Raw genomic sequence first — 17,860 nt, forward strand, 5'->3', positions numbered from 1 at the left:
CGACTAAGGCCAACTGTGAACGATGGGGTGAAGAGCCGTATGCGTAAATTGCGCACGTACGGATCTGTGAGGGGTAGGGGCGCAATCCACGATGGAGAGGCCCCGCCTACTCGACCAGTTATCCCGATAAAATAGGCTTTTCGCCAGCTTTTAGTTGTATGAAATACATTTAAATGTTGTTGCTGCTATAGCTCTGTTACTAGCTTCTTACACCCACGCTGGTTGCTCTCAAAGACCGGGAAGCGCGGAGGTGATACGGAGGTGGTCATTTACAAGATTAATCTATACTGTTCATTTCATTCCAAGATGGTTTCCGTTAGTAATTAAGCAAGATAATTCTTATAACAACGTAAATTTAACAAGTATTTAGGGGGAATAGGTTTGGAAACCGTGCAAATTATCGGAATTCTACTTGTATTCATTGTGTTTGTGGGTCTGATGATGACCCGCAAGCTGACCACGCTGCTGGCATTGCCGATGATGGCGATTCTGCTGGCGGCCATTGCGGGCATCCCGCTCTTGTCGGATAACCCGGACACCTTCACCATCACGAAGGGTGTGCTTGCAGGCGGAGCCATGAAGCTGTCTACCGCCATCGCCGGACTGATCTTCGGCGCCTGGTTCGGCCAGATCCTCAGCAAGGTCGGCATCACCAAGACCATTATCCGCAAGGCAGCGGAGCTGGCGGGTGATAAGCCGCTGGCGATTGCCATTATCTTTTTCCTCGCCGCCTCTGTAATCTTCTCGGCCGCGAACGGCCTGGGTATGGTTATTCTGGTCGGGACCATCGCTATCCCTATTATGCTGACAGCCGGGCTTAAGCCCTTTGTAAGCGGTCTGGTAGTACTACTGGCCAATGCAGTTGGCGTGGTGTTCAACGTCTCCACCTGGGCGATTTATACCGATGTGCTTAAGGTGCCGACGAGCACGATTGCTTCTTATTCGCTGGTCTGTGCGGTTCCGCTGATCGTGATTGCCCTGATTATGATCGTCTATTATACCCGCAAAGACGGCAAGGTCCGCCGCGCCTGGGCGATGCCGCTCAAGCCGGAATTCCAGGCTCAGGACAGCAAGAATGTAAGAGCGATTGCGCTCATCAGTCCGCTTGTTCCGGTGCTGCTCGTATTTTTCCTGAAGGTCGATATTGTCTCTGCGGTCTTCATGGGGGCGCTGGTCACCCTGCTGCTCGCCACCCCTAAGCGTCCATTCCATGTGTTGTCGAGTGCGCTGGTGGAAGGCATTCAGGATGTAGCCGGTGCGCTCGGTCTGATGATCGGAATCGGGATGCTGCTCAGTGCGGTAACTGCGCCCCAGGTGGCCTCATTAATCCAGCCGCTGATCGAGGTCATTATTCCGACCAGTCCGCTGATGTACATCCTCGTCTTCACCCTGCTGTCTCCGCTCGCAATCTACCGTGGACCGCTTAATGTATGGGGGCTCGGCAGCGGAATCGCGGCACTGATCGTGGCCGGAGGCATGGCCCCTGTAGCAGCGATGCTCGCCCTGCGTATCGTGAGCAATCTGCAGGCTGTCAGTGATCCGACCAACTCGCACAATGTCTGGATCGCCGATTACACGAAGACCGATATTATTGAAACGCTGCGCAAGACGCTGCCGTGGATGTTCGTTGCGGTGATGATCTCGATGATTATCGCGGGAATGATTGCCTTTTAGCCTGCGGCAAGTGAACCACAGACTGTAGAGACCTAAGCTTCATGGAGAGGAGAACCTGCTATGAATCATAAACAGATCAGAATCGGCATTGATGTCGGTGGAACCTTCACAGATGCCGTTGCCATAGACAATGAGACCTTTGAGGTGCTGTCCAAAGTCAAAATGCCCACCACGCACCACGACAAACGCGGGGTCGCCAGCGGGATTGTCCAGATCATTCAGCGGATTATGAGCGAGAACGGGATTCTTCCTGGTGATATCAAGTTCATCGCCCACGGGACTACGCAGGCGACCAACGCGCTGCTGGAAGGGGATGTTGCCCGTGTAGGCATCGTGGGGATGGGCACGGGGCTGGATGCCCGCAGTGCCCGCTCCGAGACCAATGTGGCGGATATCGAGCTGGCTGCGGGGAAATTCCTGACCACTTATCACAAATTCATTGACTCCAGGGAGCTTACGGCAGAAGCCATTGATGATGCGATTGATCAGCTGCTGTCCCGGGGTGCGGAGGTCATTGTAGCTTCAGAAGCCTACAGTGTCGATGATCCGGCCAATGAGCTGAGGGTGATGGAAGCGGCGCGCAGCCGGGGAGTGTACGCTACCGGCGGACATGAGATCTCCCAGCTCTACGGGCTGAAGACCCGGACCCGCACAGCGGTCGTCAACGCGAGCCTGATCCCCAAGATGATGGAGACGGCCAATATGACCGAGCAGGCGGTCAAAGAAGCGGGAATTACCTCCCAGCTCATGATCATGCGCTGTGACGGCGGGGTCATGAGCATCGACGAGGTGCGTAAGCGTCCGATCCTGACCATGCTGTCGGGGCTGGCGGCCGGAGTGGCCGGCGCCCTTATGTATGAGAAGATCTCGGACGGTATTTTCTTCGAGGTCGGAGGTACGAGTGTAGATATTTCCGTGATCAAGAACGGCAAGGTGATGATTGAGAATGCTCAGGTCGGCGGGCATAAGACCTATCTGCGCTCGCTGGATGTGCGGACGCTGGCCGTGGCCGGGGGGAGCATGATCCAGATCGGCGGGGGGAAGATCACGGATGTCGGACCGCGGAGCGCCCATATCGCCGGTCTGGAATACGAATGCTTCACCGGCAAGGAGAACCTGGAGCAGCCCGTGATCGGTCTTGTCAGCCCGCGCGAAGGAGACCCGGATTATGTCACGGTTCGTAGCAGGGGAGGACATGAATATGCGCTGACCCTGGCAGGAGCAGCGAATCTGCTGAACCATGTGCCGGAGACGGATTATGCCCGCGGGAATATGGAGAGCACGCGGATCGCCTGGCAGACGCTGGGTGCCCATCTGGGGATGTCTGCCGAGGAGGCCGCAAGGGCCGCGATGGATATTGCTATCCGCAAGGTCATGGCTGTGGTGAATCAGATGATCAGCGATTATGAGCTGGACACCGGATTCATTACGCTGGTCGGCGGCGGAGGCAGCGGAGCGGTTCTGGTTCCGGCCATGGCTGCCAAGGAAGGCTTCAAGCACCAGATTGCGAACAATGCGCCGTATATCTCCACGATTGGCGTCGGGATGGCGATGGTCCGCGAGCAGATTGAGAAGACTGTCGTTGGCGCGACGGAGCGGGATATCAAGCTGATCCGGGCAGAGATTATGGACAAAATCGTCCAGTCCGGGGCGAACGAATCCACGGTCGATGTCACGATCGAGATTGACTCCCAGCGCAATATTCTGCGGGCGATTGCCACCGGCTCCACCGAGCTGCGCTCGAAGGATCTGGCCAGCCGCGAGGTGCCGGTGAACGAGCTGATGCGGACGGCGGCGGATGCGCTGGGCCAGCCGGCGGAGCAGACGGAGCTGAAGGCAGCCTCCGGCAGATGGTATCTGTTCGAGTCCAGCGAGATTAAGAAGTCCATGTTCGGGCTGGTCAAGAAGAAGCTCAGCCATGTCGGCGTGCTGGATCGTGAGGGGGTGGTGCGCTTCAAGAAGACGAATGCGTATCATCTGGCTTTTTTGAAGAAAAATATGGCCGACCGGTTCGCCTCGTTCCTGGAAGAGAATACGATCTATTCGGACGCCAATGCCACGATCCCGAAGACCTTCATCTTCTATAAGGAAAAAATGCTCGATCTGACCGGGATGCAGACCAAGGAGCAGCTGTTCTCCATTCTTGAAGTGGAAACACAATTGCTTGAGGACAACAGCGAGATGCTCGCTGTCGTCTATCAGTAGGAGGTGCACCTAAGGATGAAGACCGCAGCGAACACCGTACCGGACGACCGCGTGCTGGGTTATGCCGAGCTGAAGAATGATCTGCTGTTCCACCGGATACCGCAGGGCAAACGGCGTTATTATGTGGAGCGTCCGCTGGCCATCGGGAAGGAGCAGGCTCTGGCGTTCAAAGCCCGCTATGGCACGGATGTCGGAGCCATCTGCAGGGACAGGGGCATCCGGGTGAATCTCAATGAACGGAAGGGCACCATCGGGCAGATCCGCTTCCGCGCCCAGATTGAGCTGTCGGCTAAGGAACGCATCATTACACTGTACCGGTCCTCCATGGAGGAGCTGCGGCAATGTGCCGGGGTGCTGCTTCCCGGCCGTTCCTTCAGCCTGAAGGAAGTCACCGACATTCATCTCGCCCATGAGCTGTTCCACGATCTGGAATTCACGGAGCTGGGATACACCAACAAGCGGCTGGATGATATCAGCAGCCTCTCTCTGGGGCCGCTGCGTATCCGGGCCAGCGTGACCCGGACCTCGGAGATTGCCGCCCATGCGTTCAGCCGTTATCTCCTGGACCTGCCCTGCCTGCCGAATCTGCTGGATTATGCTTATATGATTCACAGCGGCACCCTGACAGCCGCCGAATTCTGGAGGCAGACAGACGTTTGGGCGGAGGAGCTTGAGAACGGCTGAGCCGGATGCTCTGAGCGGCTGCCTCCTGCTGGTAAATACACCTGGCGAACGGCTCTGACTTCATCCTCAAATTATGCTATCTTGGTGTAAGGAATCAGAGTCCGGGAGGCTGCCTGACATGCCGTTCAGAAAAGGAACCAATAAAAAAACACTCTATGTGCCGCTGCGCACCAAATTTATCATATTATTCTGCCTGCTGATCACCATTCCGTTTGTGGTCATCGGCACCATCAGCTATAAGAAATATACCGCCGGAGTAGAACGCAGCACGGTGGAGCTGTCCGATCAGGTCGTAAGCCAGATCAGTATTAACCTGGAGCATTATATTAAGGAGCTGGACCGGCTTACCCTTGCGCCGCTCTACGATGAGGATATGATGCAGATTCTAAGGAAGCACAGGGGCGCGGGACCCGCCAGCACCTATCTGACCACAGATGAGACGCTGAAGATGAATCTGTTTATCTCTTCTCTGGCTTTTGACAGGGGCGAGATCGAGAGCATTCTGGTGTTCACCAATGACGGAGGAATCTTCAGCAACCTGGATCAGAGCGTAAGGAAGCGGTGGGACCGCAGCATGGCAGAATGGATGGAGACCATCGAGCAGGAGGACGGCGGCCTGGCCATTCTTCCTCCGCATACTGCCGCTTATTATACAGAACCGAAGCAGGGGGTGATCTCTGTAGCCAGAGTCATCCGTGAGCCATACACCCATGCCATGCTGGGGATTGTCAAGGTGGATCTGATGCCCCGGGGCTTCGGGTCTATTGTCTCGACGGTCCGCTCCAGCGGGAGCGGCCTGCTGCAGATTACAGGCAAGGACCAGGTGGTCCTGTACTCTGGGGCCGGCCGGCTTCCCGACTCACGCGAATCGTATATTACGGCCTCTGCGGAGTCTTCCTACACGGGACTGAAGGTCACCTCCCTGATTCCGCGTGCGCAGCTCCGGGAGGACGCCCGTGAGTTAACCAACTCTACGCTGGTGGTGTCGATCGTTGCCTTGATGGCGGCTTATGCGGCAGCCATTCTGCTGTCCAGCCGCCTGATTAAGCCGATTGCCCACCTGCAGTCGAAGATGAGACAGGTGAAGCGGGGGCTGTTCCTGGAACGCGCGACGGTCACTACCAGCGATGAGATCGGGCAGCTGACCGAGGGGTTCAATACGATGATCGGCGAGATCGACCGTCTGGTCAAAGAGGTCTATGAGACCCGGCTGAAGGAGCGGGAGGCAGAGCTGCTGGCGCTGCAGAGCCAGATTCATCCGCATTTTCTGTACAACACGCTGGAGATGGTGAACATGCTGGCCTTGCAGGGCAATACCCGCGAGCTCTCCGGTGTAGTGACCAGTCTGGGGAAGCTGCTGCGCTACACAGTAGGCCACCGGGAACAGATGGTGTATGTGCTGGATGAGGTGAGATTTGTGGAAGCCTATCTGCGCATTCAGGGCATGCGCCTCGGTGACAAGCTGCAAGCCGTCATTCACATTGATTCTTCCTTCGACTACTGTGTGGTGCCGAAGCTGATTCTCCAGCCGCTGATCGAGAATGTCATTGAACATGCGATGGGACAAGACAGGCTGCACCTTACCTTGACGGCTTCTGCCAGGGAAGAGGACCTGATTCTGTCGGTGAAGGATGATGGCCTGGGCATCACCGCCGGACGGATGCTGGAGCTTGAAGAACAGCTATATGGCCGTCAGCCCCGGGCCGTAGCCGATGCGGAGCAGGGAGGCTTCGGCCGGATACTCAAGGGGTTCGCACTGCGCAATGTCCATCAGCGGCTGCGGCTGCTCTATGGGGAGCCTTACGGCCTGACACTGGATAACACGGCAGGGCGCGGCGTAACGGTCTCGCTGCGGCTGCCGATGAACTGGGAAGCAATGAACAACACCGGCCCCGCCGGGGACAGACAGGAGGAGGCATAAGGATGCGGACAAGGCTGCTAGGTCTGATGGCTGCGGTGCTGTTGGCTGCAGGCTGCTCCTCAGGTGCAGGAAACGGAGCGCCTGAGGGGACATCAGGGGACAAAGAAGCAGGAACTAAGACGGCTGCGGAGCAGGAGCCTGTGAAGCTGAAGTTCAGCATCTGGGGCAATGATGCGCAGAAAGCAATGGTTGAGGGGCTGGTGGATGAATTCGAGCAGCTTCATTCCGGGATAGAGGTAGAGGTCATGACGATTCCTTTTGCCGACTACCAGCAAAAGCTGTCGATTATGCTGGCCTCCCGTACGGCCCCGGATGCCGGCTGGCTGGCGGAACGGATGATTCCGCAGCTCCTGGAATCGGGCCAGCTGGTGGATATTGCAGCAGAGGTGGAGGAAGACGCCGGGTACAATTACGCTGATATCTATCCGTCTACCCTCGATATCTTCAGGCGGGAGGACCGGCTGTACGGAATACCCTTCTCCACGCCCCCGGTACTTATCTATTACAATAAGGACCTGTTCCTTGCCAAAGGCTTGAAGACGCCAACGGAGCTGTACGAGGAAGGGAAATGGAACTATGAGGAGTTCCTTAAGGCGGCGCGAAGCATCACCGACCCGCAGCGCGGCATCTACGGTGTGAAGCTGGTCCGCGACTGGAACAACTGGTCGGATGCGCTGCTGCCGCTGCTCTGGTCGCACGGGGCAGAGCTGTTCGACAGCGGCGGAGCATCGTTTGCGCTGAATTCCCCCGCAGGGAAGGAAGCGCTGCAGCTCTATAGCGATATGATGTTCAAGAACAAGGTGCATCCGCTGCCCGGGGATGAGCTGACGTTCGACAGCGGCCGGATCGGTATGTATACGGACCGTTACAGCTATACCTCCAAAGCCCGGGCGGTCACCGATTTTGCCTGGGATATCGCCCCGATGCCGGCGGGCATTAAGGGGACAGGGACCTCCCTCGGTTATGCGGGAGTGTCCGTATTCGAGACGGCGCATCCGGCGGAAGCGGCGGAACTCCTCAAGTTCATCACCAGCGCCGGGTCCATGAGTATCTCTGCGCAGTATTTTGTCCCGTCACGTAAGTCTGTGCTGGAATCCGACGTCTTCCTGCGGGCAGCCTCCGAGCCTTCACCGGAGAGTATTCAGCGGGCGGTTCTCGACCAGATCGCCACTGCCCGCATCGCGCCGGGTCATAAGAATTGGCAGCAGATTGATACCAAGATCCAGCTGTTGCTGGACGGGCTCTACACACAAACTTCTACTGTAGAGAAGCTGCTCGCACAAATGGAGCAGGAGGTTAACCCGCTTATGAAATAGGCGGGTTGTTCTTCTGTGCGTGAGCGTGCATGCGTTGAGCCATGCGCTGAGGCACCCCCTGAGCCATCTGCTGAGCTATTCATTGAGCTATCCGCAGGCCATACGCTGAACCGTCCGTTGTGCCGTCCCCCTGCTGATTTGGGAGTAGAGGCGTTTGCACAATTACAATTCCTGCACATAATGCAACATTGCCTCTCCTTAAGGGGCCATAATCAGAAAATGTTGCACAAAAAGCAGGAATACTCCGCATTTAAGTAACTTTACGTTAAGCTTCCTGCATTTCCTGCAACAATTCTCCCGCACACCCCAGTATCTAGATAGCCAAGTTGCAATATCTGACGATTCTGCACATCATCGAAGGAGAAGTGGATAATCCTCCAGCCCAGTCCGTTCAGAAAAGTATCCCGGTTCAGTGAATAGCTGAACTTCTCCTGGTCCATATCCTTCACATGGCTCTGATACCCGTCACACTCCAGTCCGAATCTCCCGTAGGCCGGGAGAAATGCACAATCCAGAAACTGCGATTTACGGTTCCAGTCGTAGACTTCATACTCCGGATGCAGATCATCCAGATTGCCGAACAGCGGCCACCAGACATTCTGAAGCAGCAGCTTTTCCGCATACTGATGCCCCCGTGACAGCCGGCCTCTGCGCTCTCCGGTTCTGACCGACAAATGCCGCTCCAAGAACAGCTGATGCGCTTTGTCAAAATCCATATCCATTCCCTCCATCTCTGATTTGCACAAAAAAAGAACGCCCCTCTGCCAGTTGCAGCTTGGGACGTTCTTCGTCTGAGATAATTATACTCCTGCTTGTTCCATCAGCCGTTGAATGGTTGCCTGTAAAGCTACACCGGGATTCAAGAGGATATTTCCTCCCAGATCGTTTATACTGAGTTTAAATACATAACGTAATTTAGTATCTGCACACGCAAGTGCAGAGTTGGAGGTTGGATAAGTTTGGAGTTATTTGAAATGATTTTGCTGATGCTGGCGGCTATCTCGTTATCTAATCTGGTGAACCGGTTCATTCCCTCGGTCTCCGTGCCGATTATTCAAATTGCATTGGGCGTGGCTATGACCTTGCTTCCCCTGCATTATGAGCTGGAGTTGAACCCGGAGCTGTTCTTGTTATTGTTCATTGCGCCCTTACTGTTCAATGACGGCAGGCTTTCGGATAAAGTGGCCTTGTGGAAGCTGAAAAAGCCGATATTGCTGCTGGCGCTGGGACTGGTTTTTCTGACCGTGGGCATTCTGGGGTATTTTCTGCATTGGCTGCTGCCTATTCTTCCTTTGGCGGCTGCGTTTGCCCTGGCGGCGGCGCTTGCTCCCACCGATGCCATCGCCGTAGGCGCATTGGAGCAAAAGGTTAAAATTCCGCATCAGACGATGCAAATTCTCGAAGGAGAATCTTTAATTAACGACGCATCCGGTCTGGTGTCGTTTCAATTTGCTGTTGCCGCTATGGTCACCGGAGCATTCTCCTTCAAGACGGCCAGTCTGAGCTTTATTTCTATCTCACTCGGCGGTGTCGTGCTTGGCCTTGTACTCACGCTGATTAAATACGGTTTGGTCCGCTGGCTGCGCAGACTCGGGATGGAGAATGTCACCTTACATATGCTGATTGAAATTCTGACGCCGTTTGCTATTTTTATGGCCGCTGAGGAATTGGGGGTCAATGGCATACTGGCGGTTGTCAGTGCCGGGATTGCCCATTCCTTCGGATATAAACAGATGAATCCTGAGGTAGCCAAGCTGAATATTGTGTCCAAAAGCACCTGGTCCGTCATTATCTTTGTCCTGAACGGACTAGTCTTCCTGCTGCTGGGTACCCAACTGCCGGAGATCATACAAACGGTCTGGAACAACCCGGATATCGGGAATTTCCAGGTTATTATGTACACCCTGTTATTAACGGCTGCCGTTCTCGGCCTGCGGCTGATCTGGATGCTGATCATGGATATTCCCGAAGGGGAGGAGCCGCGGGGGCCCTGGAAGCTGGAGTTCAAAAAAGCTCTCATTCTCACACTGTCCGGGGTCCGGGGGACGATCACGCTTGCGAGTACGATGTCGCTGCCGTTTTTCCTCGATGACGGCTCGCGGTTCCCGGCCAGGGACCTGATTATTTTTCTCGCGGCGGGTGTGATTCTGTGGACACTGCTGGCCTCCAACTATCTGCTTCCCTTATTGCTCGGCACGGATGATGAAGCGGAGCATAATGCCGAAGAGGTGGAGGCTAGAATCGAAATCCTGCGCAGCGTAGTTGCCGGACTCAACGAACAGGCTACGGATCAATCCCGGATGGCCCTGAACCACTTGATCAGCACCTATAACGCTAGAATCCGTATGCTCAAAAAGAATGAAGATGCCGAGGAAATGGAACGGCTGCTTGGCATTGCTGCGCTTAAGTGGCAGAGAGAATATACCCTGCTTGCAGTGAAGCGGCGCGAGGTGAACCCTTACACGGCCTACCGTTATCTGATCAGGCTGAACAGGCAGCTATTCATGTATACCCGGGACCCGGAGTACAGGAATGATCTGGTCCCGATCCGAAGCTGGGAGGAGATTGTCGGGGTGATCCAGCAGGTACGCCTAAGCAGGCAGGAGCGGCGTGAGGAATGGAACCGGCTGCAGTCGGGCAATTTTAATTATGTTCTTGAGCAGCTTAGAGAGCTGCAGCATACAGGGGAGACTGAACCGGAAGTCATCAGTGCCCTGATCATGCGCTATGAGCGGGGGCGGTTGAGATTAACCCGTACAGAGTCCATCTCTGCCACGAAACGGGAGTTCGAAGAAGCGCTGCAGGAGCTGTCAAGAGCAGGCATCCAACTGGAGCGTGACAACATTCAGCTAATGTTCGAGAACGGGCGGATTTCCAGAGCTAGCATGAAGGAAATGAAACGTGATATCCTGTTTATGGAACACGAATTGAGGGAAGAAATAGGCTATTGAGCCCTCATTCTATAAGGAACATTACATTCCACAGGGAGATGAATATACGGAGTATGAGAAAACAAATCTTAATAGGTACATGCGCAGCCATTGCAGCGGTTGGAATCTTTTGGTATGCGGGAAACGAGGGTCGTAAGACGGCAGAAGAGGAAGTAACTACGGTCAGCAGCCAGCCGGTCAGCCAGTCCTTCAGCGGAGACATTAAGCAGATGGTGGCTGACTTCAGCTCACGCACCTTGACGGCAGAATCCGCCTCGATTACCTCGACCCAGCTTATCGTGGACAGCGGCGGTCCTAATGAAGCAACCTATGATCTGCCGGAGAAAGAATTTTTCCTGTCCGTGGCTCCCTATGTGCAGAAGACGCATCCCTGCGCAACGCACAGCCTGACCGGCTGCCAGGGAGAGCTGACGGACCAGGAATTTGACGTATACATCGAAGACGCCGAAGGCAAGGAAGTGATGAACAAGTCCGTGAAATCCCAGTCGAACGGCTTCATCGACCTCTGGCTCCCACGCGACCAGAACTACCGGATGACCATCTCACAGGACGGCAGAAAAGCCCAGTCCGAGATTTCCACCTTTGAGAGCGATGATACTTGCCTGACTACTATGCAGTTAACAGCCAATTAATGGGAGGAGATAATAGTAAACAAAACAAAAATCTTATGGGTTGTACTAATCCTATTCGTCATGATTATCTTGTTAAATAGTCTGAAAAGCAGTACTGCTGCAATTGTACAGATTGAAGAAATTGGCAAACACAATATTACTGTGACCATGAAGCTGGGAGAAAAAGTTGATCTAAAGGTGCCATCTGAATTTGATACGAGTGAATTCAATACAACCTTTAACTATTTAGTTATGTACTATTCAACTATTTTCCGGAAAAACATCTTAAATCAAATAGAGGAAATCAAATAAAAAAAGGAAATCCTCTTTCTCAGGGCTGTCGAGATCTTCTCGGCAGTCTTTTTTGTATAATAGTGATTTCTCTCGACTATTCTATGTGCAGAAGGTTTACGCTGTTAACGTTCCATTCACACTACTCTGATAATCTCTATAAGTGTCAGGCGGATGAAGCTTAAAATAGACAGATGATGCGGAGGGTAATCATGTTAAGATTAATGAAAAAAAAGCTGATCGCCGGTATGGCCATGCTGGCTGTGCTGGGGTTAGGCGCAGGCCTAATATTTCCCGGGAAACATGCCCAGGCGGAGACGGGGCAAGCCGCTTCTCCGGGGTCGCGGATTGAAGCACCTGCCAATCTTGAGGATACGGCAGGCCTGACTGCCTTTGTGGATGGGATGATGGAAGAATATATGAACCGGCTGCAAATTCCGGGAGCGGTGATCTCCATCGTGAAGGACGGCAAGATCATTTTGGGCAAAGGGTATGGCAGTTCCAATCTGGAGCAAGCGGCTCCGGTTGACCCTGCCACCAGCATGTTCCGAATCGCTTCAACGACCAAGCTGTTCACCTGGACAGCTGTGATGCAGCTGGTGGAACAGGGGAAGATTGATCTGGATACGGACATTAACACCTACCTGAAATCCGTGAAGATTCCTGCCACTTATCCTGAACCGATCACCATGCGTCATTTGATGACCCATACAGCAGGCTTTGAAGAGGGCGGAGTCGGTTATCAGATCGTCACTGATCCTGCCGGACTGCCCGGTTCCATCTCGGAGACACTCAATAAACATATGCTCGCCCGGATCAGACCGCCCGGTGAGATGAGTGCCTATTCTAACTATGGAGCCACGCTTGCCGGGATGATCGTGGAGGATGTCAGCGGTATTCCTTATAATGATTATATTCAGAAGAATATCTTCGATCCGCTGGACATGAAGCATTCGACGGTCGTGGAGCCATTGCCGGAGTCATTCATCCCTAACCAGGTGGTAGGGTATAACAGCGAGAACGGCAGCTTTATTCCAGGCACACCTACCTTCGAGGGCGGATTTCGTCCTGCCGGCTCGGGTACCGTATCTGCATTAGACATGGCCCATTTCATGATCGCGCATCTGCAGAACGGTGAATATGGCGACGGGCAGATTCTGAAGCCTGAGACTGCTGCACTCATGCATTCAACGGCATTCCAGCTCGATAAGCGCCTGCCGGGAGTCGCTCTCGGATTCGCAGAGAAACGGGTGAACGGGGTAAGGTTAATCTCTCATGGCGGCTCCGATCCCATGTTCAATACGGAATTATATCTCGCGCCAGCCAAGCAGCTGGGGATTTTCTTATCCTATAATGGAGGTCAAGGCAGCGAAGCTGCGACCCATCTGGTCCAGGCCTTGTTCAACCGGTATTATCCCGCTTCCGAAGTGAAGCAGCCGGAGTTCTCCGCTTCCGCAGAATCCGTGCAGAAATATGCCGGCTCCTATCAATTTACACGCCGCAACCTAAGTGATATTGACAAGTTCTTTAACTTTTTTGCCCAGCTGAATGTTACGGTTGTGGATAACAAAATATCCTTGGGAAGCGGCAGTGAACAACAGTTGTACAGAGCAATCGCCCCTAACCTGTTCCAGCTGGAGGAAGGGACCGATCAGATCGCTTTCCTTACGGATGAGTCCGGCACAGTGACACATATGCTCCTGGACATGGCCCCGGAGATGCCGCTGGAGCGTACGCCGCTTTTGGATCAGAGTAAGTTTTGGCTCATCCTGCTTGGAGTAGTGGGATTCATCTTCCTCACGGCATTGCCCGGACCTATCTTCTTCAGACGCAGGTTCAAGGCGATGACGCTCCCGGAAAAGCGGGCCATCCGGTTATCTGCGGGAACTTCCGTTTGGGCGCTGTTGTCTTTTATTACTCTGTTTATGATCATTATGTCTATGGACATTATGCAGAAGCTCAGCGGTATCAGTCCGTTGCTGTCTGTCAGTCTGGTTATGCCAATCATTATGGCGGGCTTGACCTTAGCAATGTTGGTCTCGGCTGTACTGGTTTGGAGGAATAAGTATTGGACCGCCTTGAAGCGGGTGCATTACACGTTAGTGACGCTTTCGGCTGTCGTACTGACGATCTTCTTCTACTATTGGAATCTGCTCGGCTGGCAGTTTGGATAACGCTTAAGAGAGAAGGATGCCCGTGGCTACAATACTTATCGCGGATGATGATGACAATATCCGGAAGCTGATGTCTCTATATCTGCGCAAAGAAGGGTTCCACCTCGAAGAAGCCGGGGACGGCACCAAGGCCTTGTACATCATAGAGAACTCACAGATTGATCTTGTTATTCTGGATATTATGATGCCGGGACTGAACGGCTGGGAGCTGTGTAGGGAAATCAGGCGTTCAGATGCCAATCTCCCTCTCCTCATGGTAACGGCCAAAGCGGAATCCGCCCACAAAATCAAAGGGTTTCAGCTCGGAACGGACGATTACCTGACCAAGCCGTTTGATCCGATGGAGCTGGTGATGCGGGTAAAAGCGCTGCTCAAACGCTCACTGGTAGTTACTTCCCAGTCCGTGCAGCTAGGCAATGTGGTGCTTAACCGCCGGACCTTTCAGGTTACACGCGGCGGGGCACCGGTCACGCTGCCCTTGAAGGAATTTGATCTTCTGTTTCTGCTGGTCAGCCACCCCAGGCAGATCTTCACCAGAGAACAACTGATTCAGCAAGTCTGGGGACTCCATTATGAAGGGGACGGGCGGACGGTAGATGTGCATATCAGCCGGCTTAGAGAGAAGTTCAGCGGCAATGGCGAGGGTTTTCAGATTGAAACCGCCCGCGGCCTGGGATACCGGCTGATCCCTGAGCCATGATCAAGACATTGTATGTCCGGATCATTCTCACGTTTCTTGGCATTATTGTCTTTAGTCTGATCTGTTCCTTTTTCATCGGCTTGTATGTATTTCAGAAGCAGATAAGCTATGAGGGACAGAATGAGATGATCACCGTGGGCAGGGAGATTATTCACCGCTATGATGACGCCAAGCCTACAGATATGGATGAGTTCCTGAATAGTATGGTTAAAATATCGGCGCATCCTATCCACATGTACCATCCCTCGGGGGAACATAGCTTTTACGGTCTCTCGGATAGTCCGGCTGTGACCATCACCCCCGGCGCTGTCCGGCAAGTGTTGCAGGGTAAGGTCTATCGTTCCTCCACGGAAGATAATGATACGTTCATCGGAATGCCCTTCTTGCTCAAGGGGGAGTGGCGTGCGATGTTCCTGCAGTATTCTGCCGAGAACGAACATCTTGTCAACCGGCTGGTACTCTTTGTGCTGCTGCTCGTGCTTGTGCTGGGAAGCGTATGTATTGTTGTGGCTGCCAGATATCTGGTGGAGCCGATCAAGGCTTTGACGAATGCCACCAGAAGATTGGCCAAGGGTGATTTCGAAGTGGATCTCAGAATGAACCGTGTGGACGAGATCGGGGAGCTGACCCAGAGCTATGTGGAGATGGCGGGGGAACTGAAGCAGCTGGAGCAGATGAGGCAGGATTTTGTCTCCAATGTCTCCCATGAAATCCAGACACCGCTTACCTCCATATCCGGTTTTGCCAGGGCGCTGCAGAGCAATGATCTGATTGCCGAAGAGGAACGTAAGGACTATCTGGATATCATCATTGCGGAGAGCGGACGTCTGTCCCGGCTAAGTGATAATCTGCTGAAGCTGGCTTCCCTGGATTCCGAGCATCACCCCTTCACGGCAGTCCCCTTCCGTCTGGACGAGCAGATCCGAACGATCGTGGTGACCTGTGAGCCGCAGTGGTCAGCCCGGAGCCTCATTATTGATCTGGAGCTGCCGGAAGCTGTTCATATCACAGGGGATGAAGATCAGCTGAAGCAGGTATGGATGAATCTGCTCAGCAACAGCATCAAGTTCACGCCGGAAGGCGGGAAGATCAGCATCCGTATAGACCACAGTGCAGCGGAAGTTGCCGTCACTATCAGCGATAATGGCATCGGGATCTCCCCGGAGGAGTGGGGTGCCGTGTTCCAAAGATTCTATACAGTAGACAAGTCGCGGAATGGAAGTAATAGCGGGAACGGTCTGGGACTGGCTATTGTTTCAAAAATCGTCTCCCTGCATCAGGGCAGTATTGACGTAGACGGTGCGGCAGGAGTAGGCACGACGATTATTGTCAGGTTGCCCGTACGCCAGACATAATGAAATCCTTGAATTGCCGGTCTGTTGCCCGGTCTTCTTCCGTAACTGAACCGCCCCGCTGGCGGGTAAGAATAACCGCTTTTTGTAAATACATGAAATACAGGTGGGTGGACTTCTGTAGAAGGTCCAGCCACTTTTTTTGATGCTCCGGAGCCACCGAGGCGCTCTCCAGGCTGATATACCGGGAATACCAGACTTCCATGGCCTTCTTGAAGTCAGGGAGTTCAGCCGGATTTTTGGAGAGAGTACTGTAGTAGACTCCAAAAAGGGCATCATAATAAATCAGTGACTCCTGATGCTCTCTCAGCTCCAGGTATTGATCCAGAATCTTCTCCAGAGACTGTACCGGCTGTGCAAAATCGAAATCAAACAGCAGCTGTCCAAACATCTGCTCCAGATTATCGACATAGAGTTGAGCGGCGAGTTCTTCCTTGTCCTTATAATGATGGTACAGCGTGCGCCGGGAGACACCGGCCTGTCCGGCAATCTGAGCCATATCCGTGCGCTCAATGCCCTGGGCACAGAACAGCTCCAGCGTAGTATCCTTAATAAGGCCCCTCGTTAATTGTTGCTGCTTCTCACGCAAATTCAATGATTTCCTCTCCTGTCCTTATGCTGTTATCCTGGTATTCCGCTGCTTCCCGGACTATTCCTGAGCTGGCTGCGGGGGCTTAAGGAACTTGCTGCCCACCGAATAGAGGTTCTGCTGATTGACCACATCCCCCAGCCACTTCACAAGCTTCACGCCATCCTGCTCCGCCTGATAGAAGGTCTCCCGGGTGGCGAAAGTATGCGGGGTCGTCCCCTTCGCTGCATTCAGCCCATAATCGGTCAGATAGTAATAGTAATTCGGTACAGCAGCAGCCACAGAGGATACAGACTGCCGCATTTCCTGTGACCATTCATTAATAATCCTCCGATCTCTTGGCCCCTTGTAATCGTTGATATTGTTCTGAAAGTGGATCAGAATCTCGTCGTATACCGAGTAGGATTGCAGGAGTACCGTACCCGGAGGCATTAGATGACCGTTCGCCCGAAAAGCAGCCCCGATGATATCCGCTTCCGGGGCGTATCCGAAATTCTTAACGAAGTCTGCGTGCCATTCCTGGTCTATTACATTCGGCCATTTGTCTGATTTCAGAAAGGAGCTGTCCGAATATTGGAAGATCTCCGAGTCTTTGTAGTGAGCCGCGATTTCAGGCGCCCAGAAGGCAGACCCGAACCCGCCCGCGCTTTCACCTGCAATCAGCAGCTTCTCCGGCTTATCGACATTCGCATAGATCCAATCGAGGCTGCTGCGCACATTATTACTCCCGTTATAACGCATCGTGAAGGGGGTGCCATCCTCTTTCCGGTATTCAGCGGTGCGGTTGCCGATATGGAAATCACCGGTCGAGTAGGGGAGATAGACGACATTCCAGCCATGAAAAGGATTCACCGGATTATCCGTATCCATCATTCCCCTTAGCAAGGTCAGCATATAGAAGGGGATGTCCGGGAAGTAGTTGCCGGTATCCCCGCCTTTGATGAAGTTCATAAGCTTAATGGGGTGTGCGGCACTTTGCGCATCCCAACTGGCCCCGCCCCCGGAGAAGAAAACGATCCAGTTGTCCGATTCCCCGGTTTTATTCCATATGAAATACGGCGATCCATCACTTGAAAGGACATTCCCGCCCAGCTTAACCTTGTTCCACTCGTAAGGCTTCACTTCCGCGATCACGGGGGTAATGGTCACCGGCCGCCGGATTACGAAGGCGTAGACCGCAACAATGGCAATGACAACAACGCTCAACAATCCAACACCCGTAAATATCGTAATTTTCTTCATTCTGCTCATCTCATCGCCCCCTACTAGAAGTATACGCCCGGATAACTGGTTGCACAAGGTGTATACTTAAATCTGGAGTGGCAAGCTGGAAATAATCCTTTGGCAGATTGTTAAATCTATGATTTTCAATATAAAAGCTTTAAATTCGAT

At 53.5% G+C, this 17,860-nt stretch carries 12 protein-coding genes and 1 pseudogene; 10 read left to right on the top strand and 3 right to left on the bottom strand.

Features of this window, described 5'->3' with window-relative positions; all coding sequences use genetic code 11:
• Nucleotides 1–390 precede the first annotated feature (390 nt).
• The 5 genes from HQN87_RS31260 to HQN87_RS31280 all read left to right on the top strand — a co-directional run bounded on the left by HQN87_RS31260 (nt 391) and on the right by HQN87_RS31280 (nt 7,800).
• The gene (locus HQN87_RS31260; RefSeq protein WP_367272849.1) at nt 391–1,674 is read left to right on the top strand and encodes a citrate transporter; all 1,284 of its coding nucleotides are present in this window, start codon (nt 391–393) and stop codon (nt 1,672–1,674) included.
• Between the two features lie 60 nt (nt 1,675–1,734).
• Entirely contained in the window at nt 1,735–3,879 is a 2,145-nt protein-coding gene (locus HQN87_RS31265) for a hydantoinase/oxoprolinase family protein (RefSeq protein WP_173141139.1), read from the top strand.
• A 15-nt stretch (nt 3,880–3,894) separates the two neighbouring features.
• Nucleotides 3,895–4,563 (top strand): hypothetical protein, encoded by a 669-nt coding sequence (locus tag HQN87_RS31270; RefSeq protein WP_173141140.1) that lies wholly within the window; start codon nt 3,895–3,897, stop codon nt 4,561–4,563.
• A 118-nt stretch (nt 4,564–4,681) separates the two neighbouring features.
• On the top strand, nt 4,682–6,484 hold the full coding sequence (locus HQN87_RS31275) for a sensor histidine kinase (protein ID WP_173141142.1): 1,803 nt from the start codon (nt 4,682–4,684) through the stop codon (nt 6,482–6,484).
• 2 nt (nt 6,485–6,486) lie between these two features.
• Nucleotides 6,487–7,800: an ABC transporter substrate-binding protein gene (locus tag HQN87_RS31280; RefSeq protein ID WP_173141144.1), complete on the top strand. Its 1,314-nt coding sequence runs from the start codon at nt 6,487–6,489 to the stop codon at nt 7,798–7,800.
• A 338-nt stretch (nt 7,801–8,138) separates the two neighbouring features.
• Here the strand turns inward: HQN87_RS31280 and HQN87_RS31285 are convergent.
• A pseudogene (locus HQN87_RS31285) lies at nt 8,139–8,516 on the bottom strand (PDDEXK family nuclease); the annotation flags it as partial.
• Nucleotides 8,517–8,759: 243 nt separating this feature from the next.
• Here HQN87_RS31285 and HQN87_RS31290 point away from each other — a divergent pair.
• The 5 genes from HQN87_RS31290 to HQN87_RS31310 all read left to right on the top strand — a co-directional run bounded on the left by HQN87_RS31290 (nt 8,760) and on the right by HQN87_RS31310 (nt 15,882).
• Nucleotides 8,760–10,751, top strand: a complete 1,992-nt coding sequence (locus HQN87_RS31290) for a Na+/H+ antiporter (protein ID WP_173141146.1) — start codon at nt 8,760–8,762, stop codon at nt 10,749–10,751.
• A gap of 53 nt (nt 10,752–10,804) precedes the next feature.
• The gene (locus tag HQN87_RS31295; protein WP_173141148.1) at nt 10,805–11,383 is read left to right on the top strand and encodes a CueP family metal-binding protein; all 579 of its coding nucleotides are present in this window, start codon (nt 10,805–10,807) and stop codon (nt 11,381–11,383) included.
• Nucleotides 11,384–11,865: 482 nt separating this feature from the next.
• Nucleotides 11,866–13,827, top strand: coding sequence for a serine hydrolase domain-containing protein (locus HQN87_RS31300; protein ID WP_173141150.1), 1,962 nt, complete (start codon nt 11,866–11,868; stop codon nt 13,825–13,827).
• A gap of 22 nt (nt 13,828–13,849) precedes the next feature.
• Nucleotides 13,850–14,527, top strand: a complete 678-nt coding sequence (locus tag HQN87_RS31305) for a response regulator transcription factor (RefSeq protein ID WP_173141152.1) — start codon at nt 13,850–13,852, stop codon at nt 14,525–14,527.
• Nucleotides 14,524–15,882, top strand: coding sequence for a sensor histidine kinase (locus HQN87_RS31310; protein ID WP_173141154.1), 1,359 nt, complete (start codon nt 14,524–14,526; stop codon nt 15,880–15,882). The genes HQN87_RS31305 and HQN87_RS31310 overlap by 4 nt, the downstream gene beginning before the upstream one ends.
• Here HQN87_RS31310 and HQN87_RS31315 read toward each other — a convergent pair.
• Together HQN87_RS31315 and HQN87_RS31320 are read right to left on the bottom strand one after the other, a co-directional pair.
• Nucleotides 15,857–16,474, bottom strand: coding sequence for a TetR/AcrR family transcriptional regulator (locus tag HQN87_RS31315; protein WP_173141156.1), 618 nt, complete (start codon nt 16,472–16,474; stop codon nt 15,857–15,859). The genes HQN87_RS31310 and HQN87_RS31315 overlap by 26 nt on opposite strands.
• Nucleotides 16,475–16,528: 54 nt before the next feature.
• On the bottom strand, nt 16,529–17,719 hold the full coding sequence (locus HQN87_RS31320; protein ID WP_173141158.1) for a pectin acetylesterase-family hydrolase: 1,191 nt from the start codon (nt 17,717–17,719) through the stop codon (nt 16,529–16,531).
• Nucleotides 17,720–17,860 lie beyond the last annotated feature (141 nt).

Source organism: Paenibacillus tritici (assembly GCF_013204885.1).
GTDB classification, from domain to species: domain Bacteria; phylum Bacillota; class Bacilli; order Paenibacillales; family Paenibacillaceae; genus Paenibacillus_AQ; species Paenibacillus_AQ tritici.